The organism is Clostridium beijerinckii, from assembly GCF_008705175.1.
Classification (GTDB): domain Bacteria; phylum Bacillota; class Clostridia; order Clostridiales; family Clostridiaceae; genus Clostridium; species Clostridium beijerinckii.
In genome coordinates, this window is sequence record NZ_CP043998.1 from 3,984,399 (window position 1) to 3,998,747 (window position 14,349).

Annotated in this window: 14 protein-coding genes; all 14 read right to left on the minus strand. The window is 30.3% G+C overall.

What is annotated here, in order from left to right:
• Positions 1–25 precede the first annotated feature (25 nt).
• The gene (locus F3K33_RS17960; RefSeq protein WP_039771750.1) at positions 26–778 is read right to left on the minus strand and encodes an amino acid ABC transporter ATP-binding protein; all 753 of its coding nucleotides are present in this window, start codon (positions 776–778) and stop codon (positions 26–28) included.
• Positions 765–1,490, minus strand: a complete 726-nt coding sequence (locus tag F3K33_RS17965) for an amino acid ABC transporter permease (RefSeq protein WP_039771748.1) — start codon at positions 1,488–1,490, stop codon at positions 765–767. Before F3K33_RS17965 ends, F3K33_RS17960 begins: the two co-directional genes overlap by 14 nt.
• Positions 1,491–1,503: 13 nt before the next feature.
• Positions 1,504–2,334, minus strand: coding sequence for a transporter substrate-binding domain-containing protein (locus F3K33_RS17970; RefSeq protein WP_039771746.1), 831 nt, complete (start codon positions 2,332–2,334; stop codon positions 1,504–1,506).
• 81 nt (positions 2,335–2,415) lie between these two features.
• Positions 2,416–3,048, minus strand: coding sequence for a DUF1847 domain-containing protein (locus tag F3K33_RS17975; RefSeq protein ID WP_051144836.1), 633 nt, complete (start codon positions 3,046–3,048; stop codon positions 2,416–2,418).
• Positions 3,049–3,355: 307 nt separating this feature from the next.
• Complete coding sequence (locus F3K33_RS17980) at positions 3,356–3,967, minus strand: ABC transporter permease (RefSeq protein WP_012059711.1); 612 nt, start codon at positions 3,965–3,967, stop codon at positions 3,356–3,358.
• Between the two features lie 186 nt (positions 3,968–4,153).
• Positions 4,154–4,897, minus strand: a complete 744-nt coding sequence (locus tag F3K33_RS17985) for an ABC transporter ATP-binding protein (RefSeq protein WP_039771742.1) — start codon at positions 4,895–4,897, stop codon at positions 4,154–4,156.
• 22 nt (positions 4,898–4,919) lie between these two features.
• Positions 4,920–5,822: a glycine betaine ABC transporter substrate-binding protein gene (locus F3K33_RS17990; RefSeq protein WP_012059713.1), complete on the minus strand. Its 903-nt coding sequence runs from the start codon at positions 5,820–5,822 to the stop codon at positions 4,920–4,922.
• 118 nt (positions 5,823–5,940) lie between these two features.
• Positions 5,941–6,591: an ABC transporter permease gene (locus tag F3K33_RS17995; RefSeq protein ID WP_039771740.1), complete on the minus strand. Its 651-nt coding sequence runs from the start codon at positions 6,589–6,591 to the stop codon at positions 5,941–5,943.
• A gap of 390 nt (positions 6,592–6,981) precedes the next feature.
• Positions 6,982–8,286 (minus strand): O-acetylhomoserine aminocarboxypropyltransferase/cysteine synthase family protein, encoded by a 1,305-nt coding sequence (locus F3K33_RS18000; RefSeq protein WP_039771739.1) that lies wholly within the window; start codon positions 8,284–8,286, stop codon positions 6,982–6,984.
• A gap of 164 nt (positions 8,287–8,450) precedes the next feature.
• On the minus strand, positions 8,451–9,359 hold the full coding sequence (locus tag F3K33_RS18005) for a 4Fe-4S binding protein (protein WP_039771738.1): 909 nt from the start codon (positions 9,357–9,359) through the stop codon (positions 8,451–8,453).
• A gap of 320 nt (positions 9,360–9,679) precedes the next feature.
• Positions 9,680–10,540 carry a riboflavin biosynthesis intermediates N-glycosidase gene (locus F3K33_RS18010; protein ID WP_023974085.1) on the minus strand — a complete coding sequence of 287 codons (861 nt, stop codon included), beginning with the start codon at positions 10,538–10,540 and terminating at the stop codon, positions 9,680–9,682.
• 354 nt (positions 10,541–10,894) lie between these two features.
• On the minus strand, positions 10,895–11,758 hold the full coding sequence (locus F3K33_RS18015) for a damage-control phosphatase ARMT1 family protein (protein WP_039771737.1): 864 nt from the start codon (positions 11,756–11,758) through the stop codon (positions 10,895–10,897).
• A gap of 74 nt (positions 11,759–11,832) precedes the next feature.
• Positions 11,833–13,137: a B12-binding domain-containing radical SAM protein gene (locus F3K33_RS18020; protein WP_039771735.1), complete on the minus strand. Its 1,305-nt coding sequence runs from the start codon at positions 13,135–13,137 to the stop codon at positions 11,833–11,835.
• A gap of 24 nt (positions 13,138–13,161) precedes the next feature.
• Entirely contained in the window at positions 13,162–14,121 is a 960-nt protein-coding gene (locus tag F3K33_RS18025) for a ketopantoate reductase family protein (protein WP_039771732.1), read from the minus strand.
• Between the last annotated feature and the right edge of the window lie 228 nt (positions 14,122–14,349).

Below are 14,349 nucleotides of genomic sequence, written 5' to 3' on the forward strand. Positions count from 1 at the left end.
TTAACTTGACTATTATTAGCTGGTCTTATATTTCATAGATAAATGCTTGATTAAACCTTCTTAAAAATTGCTTTGTGCGTTCTTCCTTGGGATTTAAGAAAAATTCTTTTGGAGTTCCTGTTTCTAATATCGTTCCATTGTCGAAAAATACTATTCTATCTGAAACTTCACGTGCAAAATTCATTTCATGTGTAACTATAATAAGTGTAATTCCACTATGTGCAATAGACTTTATTACACTTAATACCTCAGATACCATTTCCGGATCCAATGCTGATGTTGGCTCATCAAATAAAATAACTTTTGGATTTATCGCTAAAGCTCGAGCTATACCTACTCTTTGTTGTTGCCCACCTGATAATTGGTGTGGATAATAATTTATCCTATCTTTCAATCCCACCTTAGCTAACAACTCTATCGATTCAGTTTTTGCTTTTTTCTTATCCCTTTTTTGTACAATAACTAAGGCTTCCATAACATTCTCTAATGCTGTGCGATTTTTAAATAGATTATATCCTTGAAACACCATTGCAGTGTTTCTTCTAATATTTAAGATATCACTCTTCTTTGCCTTCGAAACATCTATATGAATATCATCTAAATCTATTTCTCCGGAAGATGCACTATCTAGAAAGTTTAAAGTTCTTAAAAATGTTGATTTTCCAGAACCACTCGAACCAATTATAGTGATCACTTCTCCAGTTTTAACAGCTAAATCTATACCTTTTAAAACATGATTTTCACCAAAACTCTTGTGTAAATTTTTAACCTCTATCATCTGCTATCTCCCTTTCTTGTATATTTAGCTTCTTTTCTACTTTTCTAAATACTATCTCTATAATCAAGCAAATTACCCAATATATTATGGCAATAGCTATGTATACCTCAAAAAACCTCATATTTCTTCCGGCTATAACTTTAGCAGATGCCATTACATCCATTACAGAAACTGTAAATGCAAGTGATGTTGATTTAACTAAGCTAATTAATGTATTTCCTAGATTAGGTATAGCAACTAATAGAGCCTGTGGCAAAATTATTCTTCTCATTATTGTTACTGAAGTCATCCCTATAGATTGTCCAGCTTCAATTTCTTTTTTGTCAACTGAAAGTATTGCGCCCCTAATAGTTTCTGATGTATATGCACTTTCATTTAAAGCAAATGCTAGAAATACAAATACCATTGCTGGAATGTTATTAATATTGTACTTTGTACCAAATCTATAATTTATATATTCTACTACAAGTGGAATACCATAATATGATAAATATAATTGAACCAAAAGCGGTGTTCCACGCATAAATGATACATATAATATTAATACTTTATTAAGTATAGGTACCTGTTTAATTCTTATAATTGCTATAATGAATCCCAATAGCAGACCAATTATAATCGAAACTAACGCTATTTCTAATGTAGCTGGTAAATATTTTAGTATTTCTGGAAAAGACTTAAGTATAAATGACGGTTTAAATATATCTTGCATAGGCTATTCCTCCCTACTTTGAATAATCTTTGCCAAAATATTTAATACTTAACTCACTCAATTTTCCTTCAGCTATTAAGTCATTTAAAACGCCATCAAATTCCTTTTTAAGTTCTTCTTGATCTTTTCTAAACATAAAATATGCCTTTGATTGCTGTACTTCCTCTTCATTTGCTATTGGTAATCTTTTAAAATTTAAATTTAGTGCTTTTGAAGCTGTATCCACGTAAGTCTCAGCTACAACATACGCATCAAACCGTCCATTTTGTAAATCTTGTAATGTTGCTGAATAATCACCTTCAGTATAAATTATATTTATTGGCTTGTCTTTATGATCTTGATTATACTTTTCTAAATACAACGTTGTTGCATTTCCGGAAGAACTTCCTGGAACATTTTTTCCTTGTAAATCATCAATTGTTTTTATATTTGTTTCATTTTCTCTTACAGCAATAATAGTATGATTTTTAACATATGAAGTATCCCCAAATAGATATTTCTCTTCACGTTCAGGTTTTTTAGTCATATTATTCGCAACAACTTGATAGCGATTAGAATCTAACCCTGCAAACAATCCTGCAAAGTCTGTTTTTTGAAATTCTAGTTCAACATCTGGTAATCTTCTATCTATCTCTTTTAAAATAGCTATTTCATATCCGTCCAATTCCCCGCTTTCATTTACATAATTATAAGGCTTTGGTGAACCTGATACTGCAACCACAATTTTTTTAACTTTTTCACTACTTTGATTACTTTCATTACTTACTTGTTTTTTGCAAGACAGTAATGTTGTTGATATAATTAATATCGTTATTAACCCCATAATTCTTGTAAATTTTTTCATATTAATAGCCCTCCATTTTAATCTTAATTAAATTTTATATTTTATTAATGCTTGTTCTGTGAATTCTATCTATCCACTTTATTATTTCAGTAAATTTTTATAGTAACTATTTGAAGTGTATAGTGCAGCTGCTGGATTGTGACCGAGTACCCTGTCTTTTGTAATTAATGTTGTTGTAACTGTATTGGTATATTTATAAAATAAACTATCATGTCCAACACATAAGCCCACTACTACATTTAGATCAGTTTGTGCTTTATCTAGAAGGTTAGCCTGCATAATTGGATTGCACATAGACTCCCCAACCTTCCTTATGTATTCATCCTTTATGTTAATTTTCTTCTTTTCTACAGCGCCAACCTTGCATGCAACTCCATAAACTTCAAATCCATTTTTCTTTAATATTTTTGCAAATATCCTACTTTCATTAATTAAACCTACACATGTTGCAATCCCAATCCTTTTTGCTTCAATTTTTTTTGCAAATTCTATAATTTCTTGAACTCTTGGAATGGTACAATAAAATTCGCCTTCAACTTCTGCCGCTGCTTGGGCTATTTTTTTGTCCTCTGGATTATTGATATATAATTCAACTATATCGTTAAGCTCATCTTCTAATAATGATGTAGTAAGACAAAAATCTGGATACTCCTTATCCTTCGACGCGCAATTTGTAACTCCGCAGTCTGTACATGTTAAGCAATTTTTCTTCATTTTTAATTCCCCCATTAATTTATTTATAATTAGTTATTTAATTTAGCTAATAACAAAAAGACCACAAAAGTTTCTTTAACAACGACACTTTAATAAATGCCATGTTTTCTCCAAAACTTCTGCGATCTCTAGTTTTCTAGTCAATCACTATTATTCATTTTTAATCCTATTTGAATTACAATAAAATTTTCCTACTATCTCTATATGTTAACTTGTATAAAGTATATAGTCTAATCTTTTCCTTGTCAACAAAAACTTTTATGAATCAATACTTATTCCTACAATAGCATATCTAATAATTAAACTTTTAAGTAATCTTTTTCTCAATCAGATTAAGTATTGCATTTACTACTATAGCTAAGCCTGCTGACATTAAGGTTCCCCATAGTATCTTCGCTGTATTTACTGTTCTAAGTCCATCTAATAAGACGCTTCCAATCCCACCAGCATTAATAGAGGCTGCAATTGTAGCAATACCTATTGTAGATACTACTGCAAGATGGATTCCTGCAAAAATTGGCTTAGTAACTAAAGGTAACTTGATTTGAAATAATATTTGGCTTTTGCTCATTCCCATTCCAGTCGCTGCTTCTACAATGGAAGCATCCACATTATTAAGCCCATCTATTGTGTTTCTTAGTAATATGTACTGATTATAAAGTACTAAAACTATAATTGCAGTAACTTTACCAAGCCCTGTTATTGGCACTAAAATCGCAAATAATGCTAAACTAGGAATTGAATATATCATAGCAAATATATTAACCAACAATTTAGATGCTATTTTTGAATAAGCTGCTAATATCGTTAATAATGCTGCTAATATTATAGAAATCACTAAAGTAATTAATACAATTTCTATATGTCCTACAAAGGCTTTTAATAATTTATCAGGATATTTTAATAAATAGTCAATCATAAATTTCTAATCCTCCAAAAATACTTCCTTCCCATTCGTGGAATTGGGCACAATCAAGAAAATAACAAGTTCATCTGCCAGCATATTTTCCACCATCCTTCGTCGGCAGATTGTCTTAATAGTCCCACTATGAAGCCAATCTACCTCCTCGCCTAATGAAAAATATCCATGCCAGCTTTGGACTTGTTATTTACCTTCATGTGCCTTAATTAGTGATTTTACAAAATCATTTGCTGGATTTTTAGCAATATTTCTTGGTGTATCAAATTGCTGTATCTTTCCTTTATCCATTATTAACACTTTGCTTCCAAGTTTAAATGCTTCATTAATATCATGAGTTACAAACAGATATGTTTTCTTTGAAGTATTATAAATCTTTAATAACTCATCTTGAAGATTTATCCTATTTATTGCATCAATAGCGCCAAAAGGTTCATCAAGCAGCATCACATCTGGGTTAACTGCTAAAGCCCTAGCAAGTCCTACACGTTGCTGTTGGCCTCCTGATAACTGAGCTGGATATCTATTTCTAAATTCCTTTGGCTCAAGACCAACAAGTTCAAGTAATTCATCTACTCTAGCTTCTATTTTTTCCTTAGGCCACTTAAGTATCTTTGGAACTGTCGCTATATTACCTGCTATGGTCATATGTGGAAACAAACCAACTTGTTGAATTACATAACCTATTTTTCTTCTAAACTCTACTGGATCTTTACTACTAATATCCTCACCAAAAAATTCAATACTTCCTTTATGTGGATCATACAAGCGATTAATCATCTTAAGAAGTGTTGTCTTTCCACACCCTGAAGATCCTAAAATTGTAATGAATTCTCCATGTTCAATTTTTAGACTTACATTATCAACTGCGCTATATGCTGATCCTTTAAATTGTTTATAAACATTCTTAAACTCTATTGCTATACTCATCTTGAATATCTCCTTCTATCTATTATTTAATAGAATCGTAATACTCCTTAGCTACTTCTTCGTATTCTTTTTTATCTACATCAACTTCTGCGTTTAATTTTGTTATCTTTTTAGTATCTAAGCTTGCACTAACTTTATTTAAAATATCAGCAATATCTGGATGAGCATCTAATACTGATTTTTTAATTACTGGTGCTAAATTATATGGAGGCCATACGTGCTTATCATCTTCTAATAAAGTAAATTCAGGTTTTACTAATTGACCTTCTGTTGTAGATGCTGGTGCAAGATCTGCTTCATTATTCGCTAACACTTCATACTTTAAACCATTGTCATATACCTTTGTAGATTTAAAGTCAAACTTTCCATAGACCTTCTCTAATCCTGGAATACCATCTTCTCTCTTATCAAATTCACCTTGTGATGCAAATCTAATTTCACCTGCATGTTTTTGTAAATCAGAAATAGTTTTGATTCCAAGTTTATTTGCTACATCTGTACGAATTACTAAGCCTTGTCCATCATTTGCAGGCGAATAGTCAAGCCATTCTAAATTAAATTGCTTTTCATATTCAGATTTAACTGTGTCATAAACTTGCTTTGGATCTGTAATTAAATCCTTCTTTAAAATCGCCAATAATCCAGTGCCAGTATATTCTGGGTATAAATCAATTTCATCATTTACAAGTGATGTATGAATAACTGAGCTTGCTATATTAGGTACTCTTTCTACTTTATAACCTTTATCTTCAAGAGCTAATGCATAAACTTCACCTACTATTGAGTTTTCTGTAAAGTCCTTTGACCCTATGCGGATTGTATTTTTATCTCCACTTGAACCTTTGCTATTACCGCAAGCAACAAGCCCCCCAAGTGTAACTGTAATTAATAACGTTCCTATGATTCTTTTAATATTTTTATTCATAATTATCACTCCCCAATCTAAATTAATCTTTATTACTTGTCTTTTAATGAGCTTATCTAAAGCTCATATATGATTCTTTAATACTTTCACTAATCTATAATGATTAGGCGACTTAAAACTATATATTCGAATTAATATACTTATATCTAAGCAGATATTTTTCCAAACCTAACATAATTACATTTGCAAGCATTGAAAGAATTGCTACAGTAACACCACCTATTAGAAGTAAATCTGCTCTATTAAGTCCTAATCCAGTGAAAATAATGTTCCCAACTCCCCCTCCACCAATATAAGCAGCAAGGGTAGCACTAGCAATAATCTCAACCATTGCAGTTTTAATTCCTGTTAGTATAAGAGGTGCAGCTAATGGCACCTTTACCTTCCAAAAACTCTGCGCTTTTGACATTCCCATTGCCATTGAAGTTTCTATCATGAATTCAGGAATTGTGTTAAAGGCAAGTGCTGTATTTAATAATATTGGTGGTATTCCAAGTAACGCTAATGCAATAAGTGCTGGTTTAACACCTGTTCCTACAATAGGAATAAATATTATAAGAACAGCTAAGCTCGGAATAATTCTAAGAGTATTAAACCAGGTTGTTACCCATCTATACCAAACTTTATTTTTAGTAGATAATATTCCAAATGGAATCCCAACAATCGCTGCTACAAATAAGGATAGTAAACTTATTTCTAAGTGTTGCCCTATTGCCTGCAAATAATTATTCATGTCCTTTTGAAAATAATCTATAATATTTTGCCACATATTCCCACTTCCCTTGTTGAAAAAGTATAATTCCTAAAATTTTTAAGTTCTTATAAAATCTTTGATAAAAAGATTAAAAGTATTAACGTTCCTAAAAAAATAATATACGACTCCTAAGTCAAAGATACATTGAATTGTGCTTAGGCTTAATAGATAATAATATATAATTCCTATCTTTGTAAGTATATACGACATATTCAAAATTATTATTGTAATTATTGAATAAAATTTGTAACTGTTCATCTATCTTTGATTGCTTATTCTATCATTAATTATTAGAAACTTTCCTCTTTTCTTCCAGTAATTATATCATATAACATATTTCTATGCAAACTTATGTTCTCAGAACGTAAGTTTGCATAGAGAAAAATATTGATTATTTAATATTCTCTATTCATCTATTGAATCAAGCGCATGCTTAAGATCTGCTATTAAATCCTCTGTCTCTTCAATTCCTATTGATAATCTTAAAGTATCATCATATACTCCTGCTTTTTCTCTTTCTTCTTTAGATTGTCCAAAATGAGTTGATGTTGCTGAATGTACAATAAGTGATTTTGCATCTCCCACATTTACCATGTAATCAAATACTTTAACTTCTTCAAGGACTTTTCTTGCTGCCTCTATTCCACCTTTTAATCTTATAGACATTATTGCGCCTGGACCCTTAGGAAAATATTTTTTAGCTAACTCATGATACTTATTACTTTTAAGTCCTGGGTATGCCACTGAAAGAACTTTCGGATGACCTTCAAGGAATTCAGCCACCTTTTGCGCATTAGCTGCATGTTCTCTCATTCTTAAAGATAAAGTTTCAATTCCTTGCAATAAATAAAACGCACTAGTTGGGCTTAAGTGTGCACCTAAATCAGTTAAGTATCTGATTCTAAGTCTCTTAGTAAACATTGTTTTATCTAAATTATCTTTTCCTATCGTATCTTTGTATTCATCATAAAATTTTTCAAACTGAGGGAATTTCCCATTCAACCAATTAAAACCACCTTTTTCAACTACAGCTCCTACAATTGTTGTCCCATGACCTGCAAGATATTTGGTTGCAGAATAGCAAACAATATCCGCTCCATATTCAAATGGTCGTAATAAATACGGTGTTGCAAAAGTATTATCAACAATTAATGGTATTCCATGTTCATGAGCTAGATTAGCCACAGCTTCAATATCGATTATATTCATACCAGGATTGCCAAGGCTTTCAATATAAATTGCCTTTGTCTTTTCTGTAATTACTTTTCTGTATGATTCTATATCATTTTCATCATCTACAAACCTTCCAACAATTCCATAATCAGGTAAAATGTTATTTAATAAGGTTCTACTTCCTCCATATAAAGTATTAACAGCTACTATTTCATCCCCTGATTTTGCGATATTCAAAAAAGTATTAGATATTGCTGCCATTCCTGAACCTAATGCAATTGCTTCTATTCCTCCCTCAAGTGATGCTAATCTTCTTTCAAGTACCGTATTAGTTGGATTTGAAAATCTTACGTAAGAATGACCTTCTTCAGAATAATCAAATAATCTAATACATCTCTCAAAATCCCCAAGTTCAAAAGCTGCTGTTTGGTAAATTGGAACTGCTTTTGATCTATAATGTTCTGCTGGATTATAACCTGCATGTAATTGTCTTGTAGTAAAACCTAACTGATTATTTTTATATGCTTCGTAACTCATTTTAATCCCTCTCTTTTAATTTAATCACATTCAAAATATATCAAACCGTATGCCTAAACTTTTTGAACCAAACTCAATACTCTCAATATTTATTTAATCGCTCCTTATATAAACAAAATCACTTTCTTTACTAACGCAAAATATACGGTGTATCTTCAAGCATGTTATTTTCTTTCCTGTAACTTAAGTGCCTTTGTAGGACACGAATTTGAACAAATTCCACAACCTACGCATTTTGAAATATCTGTTTTTATGATTCCATCAACCTTAGTAAATACATCAAAATGGCATCTTTTTATACAAGCACCACACTTAATGCAGTTATGTGAATTAAATTTAATGATTTGATTTGTTTTTGGCCAAAATCCACTGCTATTTCTTTTTGCCTGGCTTCTAAATAAATAACAGCAGTCTCCACAGCAATTACATATACCATTTGAATTAACTGTATGCATAAGACCTTTCTTATCAGCATTTTTTACTATTTCTTTTGCTCTTTCTTTATCTATTTCTTCTGATAAACCTCTATGTGCAAATGTATTAATTCCATTTCTATACGTAATACAGGTTTTAGTTGGTTTTCCACATTCTCCTCTAAGGCTTCTACAATCGCAGTAATTTAGATAAACAGGTCTATCCTGAGTGTCAATGAATTCTAACACCTTGTTAAGTGGTAAAATTTCATCCTCTGTAGGCCTTACACTAAAATCAGGGTCTAACCCATCATAATAAGCTTTAAAATACCAGGCATCCATAGAAAGTTGATCTGCCTTTGGAATGCTTCTATAAACCTCTTGCTCAGATATTGAAAAAATATCTAATCTACTATAAAAATTTGCTATTTTATATGTAGATGTCTCTTCATCTACAAGTGAAATAATACCTCTTCTATAGCTATTTTTTATAAACGCCTCTGAATTTTCATCTATAACTTTCTCTATGTCCTTCTTAGTAAATGTATCCTTGTCCATCTTATCTACAAATTCAATTTCTTTTTTAGTAAATATCTTGTTGATGAACGGATAAGCTACTTCAGGTATCTGGAACTTTTTAATAAAATTTTGTAAATCCATAAACACATCCCCACAGCCAAATAATTTTTTTGATAGTGCCTATTGCCTAAAATAAAACAAAAAAGACCGCAAAAATCCCTAAGCAGGAAAAGTCTAAAAAAGACTTAACCACCCTAAATTTCTACGATCTCTAGCTTTCTAGTCAATCATTTCTTATTTATTTTTATTAAGCATATATTATACTTATATTTATTTTTTAATTCATACTAATTTTATATGATTACTTTTTTATCAGTATATTCCCTAACCTATATTTTGTCAATAAAAACTTTGGTTAGAATTTGCTTTATAAAATAAATATACCATCTATCTGTACTACATTAACTATATCTATTATTCAACGAAACCCAATCAATCATATTGCTATTTTTACATACTCTTTTTATTTCATTTCTAACTTCCATTAACGCAAATCCGAGTAAATTTTCCCCGCGCCATAATTCTGGATTTTTGATATTAACATCCTCCTCAGACATCTGTATTCCCCATACAGTATCATATGGACTTGCCTCTACTAATATTTTATCCCCTGTGGAAAGAAGAAATGTTTTTAATCTTTCATTTTGCATGAACTTATTATAATTTCCATTTATGATAATTGAATATTTAGCTCTATTCCAAATTTCTTCATCAAAACCTCTTACTTTACGTCCAAAGCTCTTTATTTCCTTAGGATCATAACTATTCATAATTTTTTCTTCTATTTCTTTATCTCCAAAAAATCTAGCTTTTTCTGCCATCATATATTGTTCCATAAATAAATATTCAGTATGTCCAATATTGAACCTGCTCTTCCACCACTGGCTAAAGCAAGACTTTGTAATCCCGCCATCTTTTTTAGGATGATGCCCCCAGAAATAAATATATTCCAAGTTCTTTCCATCTTTATAATCTGAAATAAGGTTATTTAAATCATATTCAGGCTTGCCATCTTTTTGCCAAGTGTATGTCCAATAATTATTGTATTCATAAATATTATCTTCTCTTTCCCATCTTTTAGGCTCTGGAAACATTTCTTTATACTTTTTCTTCTCATCCTCTTCTAATTTATTAAACCATAAGTAAAAATCTATAGCATATCCTTCACCATATCCCATTCTCCATCCAATGCTTCCATTTGGAATTTCAGGATACATTAGCCATAGCGGAGCCATTAATAGATTTCCATTTTTATTTTCCATAATATCTTTCTCCTTACATCTCTGCTTTTATATAATAAAACATCACTAACTAATTCCCCATCAATTGCATTAGCGACTTTTCCTCATTGTTCTCCATCATTAGTATATAAATTTATTTTATCCTTTATCTCAAAGCTGATAAACTCTCAGTTTGATATCTTTAAATCTTTCTTGATTAATGCTTGTCTTATTTATGTATGGAACTAAGAATTCTTTTTAATATAGATCTTTAGAGCCTTAATTAATAAGGCAAGAGCATATATTCCTAGCACACATAAGATTAATACTAAAATTCTAAATATAATCACTGGGATTATTTGTACTATTAGACCACTCATGACACACCTCCTGTAATTAAAATTTGTTTTTCATACAAATCATTCTCTTTTCCGAAACACCAATATCATTTGCAATCACATCACATTTAGTCATTAAAAGAAAATAGATATTTTTCTTTTCTTCACTCAAGCATTCATAGTTAGCTTGCCCTTTAGCAATTACTACATCAGCCTTTTTATAGACTTCTTTAAACCCATAACTTGTCCTATTTAAAACAGTCCCAAGAGAGCCATCCCCATTATCAATAACCTCTGCGTATTCATCAATTCCTACAGCATATGCGTCTTCAGCTATAGAGTCATTTACAACAGGTTTACCTCGTACCCCAAAGAATATTTTAATATTATGATTTAGTTCTTTTATTTTTCTTAAAAGAATCTTGTCCATACATATTTCTCCACAATTATCACCTAAGTATAATAATGTTTTTGAATTTAAAATATCTTCCGCTAGCTCTTTAGAATCATCTATTGCAAGTTCCAACTGCTCCATTCTTTCAAAATAATCAAATATATCCTCTAATAATGTATTGTGAATAGGATTGAAATCTATGATATTACCAACAATTGCATACCTTACTGCTAATTCAAACGAATTTTCAGCTTGCTCAATCTTCCTCTCAAATTCAGGTAACAGTTTCAAAAATAATGTATTATAGTAATTTCTAGTTTCTTTATATGGATCGGGATTATTAGTATGTTTTTTTATCATGCCAAAAATTTCTCCAATAATTTCTGGTGTAGTTGCCTCAAAATCCATTTTACTGAGATATGTAAAAACTTCCTTCAATAACTCTTCCTTATTGTTAACCCCTGTAATATTTGCTACTTTAATAACTTGGTTGACCATACACGGCAAGCATTTATCATGCATTTTCATAATTGCACCTCTTTATTTCTAAATAATTTAGTAGTTTAAACTACCCTACAAATTACAATTTATCTTTTAGATAATTATTTACTATACTCAAAATTATTTTTTGTACCATTAAGACTTATCTTATATCCTAAATTTACAATTAAGTTATATAGTATATTTGTTTTAGACTTTCTTATTCTCTTATAAATAGATTTTAAAGAATACAACTCTCTCCTAAACCACATATAACCTTCAAATAATTCTTCTGCACTCATATTTTTAGGGATAAAAGCTACTCTTGTTTTTCCATTGTAATAGCTCCAATCCTCTGTTATTAATCTCTTTTCTTCTTTTAACTTTGAATATACTGGTGTTTTAGGCAGAGGAGTTAATATACTTACAGTTGCTCCATCTATTCCTAGCTCATTGCAGGCATCCAGAGTTTTCTTGAATACATCCTTTTTATCTGTATCGAATCCAAATATTATTCCTGCTTGTACACAAATTCCATTATTATGGATCTTATCTATGATACTTTTATATTTATCTACATCATTTATCCCTTTATTTACACTTCCTAAACTATCCTGTGAAAAAGATTCTATTCCTACAAAAAAGTATACACAGCCAGCCTCTCTAGCTAATTTTAATAATTCATCATCTTTACATCTCTCTAATGTTACTTGTGCTGCCCACTTTTTATTAAATTTTTTCAACCCTATCAGTAATTCTTTCACAAAATTTATATCCCCAAAGAAATTATCATCCCAAAATACAAAAAACTTACTTTTCATGGTCTTTATTTCAGAAATAACTTCTTTAATAGGTCTTGTCCTAAACGGCTCACAATAAATTTGCTTTAAATTGCAATAACTACAATTATAAGGACATCCCCTCGAAGAAATAACTGCCCCTTTTGTAAAGTATCTTTTATGAATTAGATCTCTTCTTGCTATTGGCATATTTTTTAGATTAGGTACTTCTTCGCAAATATATTCTGGTTTTGCTTTATCCTCATAGAAATCTTCTAAAAATTCTGGCCATATAATTTCGCCTTCTCCCACCATTATATAATCACACTGTTTTTTCACCTCTTCAGGTAATAATGTTGCATGAGGACCTCCCATTACAACTTTAATATTCTTATCTCTAAACTTCTTCGATATATCATAACAATGGGCAGCATTAGATGTGTTTACCGTTATTGCAACCAGATGAAATTTTTCTTCAAAAGGAACTCTTTGATTATATTCATCAACTAGAGTTATTTCATATTTATTTTCATCTATGAAAGCTGCTAAGTATGGCATAGTTATCTGAATAAAATTATTAAATTGATTTTTTCTAAATCTATTTATTTCCTCATTCTCAGGTGTTATTAAAAGTATTTTTTTCTTCATTCTCAGATCTCCCCATATCTATCATTAATCGATGAATGTTTCTTTGTTACGATTTTTTTCTAAATGACTTTGGAGTTCATCCCAATTTGGTGTTGAAATATTTGATTTTTGCTTTAATATATTGAATGCATCACTCAACATGAACATCTCATTAACTGCTGACATAGCATGATCACTTATTGCTAGTCTTCCCATAGGTGTTATCATAGTAATTTTCAATAATAGATAGAACATATATGATTTCTTTCTAACAAAATTTTCTTCATTTCTAGGTAAAATGGAATAACCAAGTGATTCTAATACTTTATATCCTTCATCAATTGCTTTAATAATTTGATTTAAAAGTTTTTTGCTTTTAGCAACTTTATGTAAATCTCCATCACATGCATATGAAGCATAACAAAGAGGCATAATTAGAGCAATATGACTTTTAAGCCACGAATCCATATCATCAAAATAAGTTAATTTATATTTCGTGTTTTTAAAAGCTCTATCTATAATGTTTTTCCATGATAAGTTACCATCTAATCCACCTAACTCCATTTGTCCAATTATACGCACGCAAATAACTTTTCCATTTTCACGTCTTCCGCCAGTACTTTGGAACCCAAAAGCAATATGTTTTTCATTACAGCTATTTTTTTGCATATAATTATTAATTGCATGGGCATCTGCATTATTACCAACAAATATAATATTAGAACTTTGATTATTTGAAAGACACGGTAATATTGAATTTAAATGCGTATATTGCATTACCACAAATATTATTTCATACACTTCATTTGAAGGAATAAAATCTATCACTTTTACTTTGTCAGTGGTAGTTTTACACTGTATATAATGGCGAATAACAAGTCCATTGTTCTTCAATTCTTTAAACCGTTCGTTTCTAGCAAGCAATGTAACATCATTGCCTCCGCGTATCAATACATGAGCCAAATAACTTCCTAAAACACCAGCTCCATAAACTAATATTTTCATGTAAATTCCCCCATTCATAATATATTAGCTTCTCACTATAGACGCCGCACTATTAAATCTTCAAATAACATTTAGCTATAACTAACATTACAGTAATCAAAAAATGATCCTTTTTCATTACATGCCATAAAAGCAGATTCTATAAATCTATTGCAATTATATTTCTATTATAGCATTTTTTAACAGTATAACATTATTAGACTTCTAAATATTATAATTTCTGTTTAA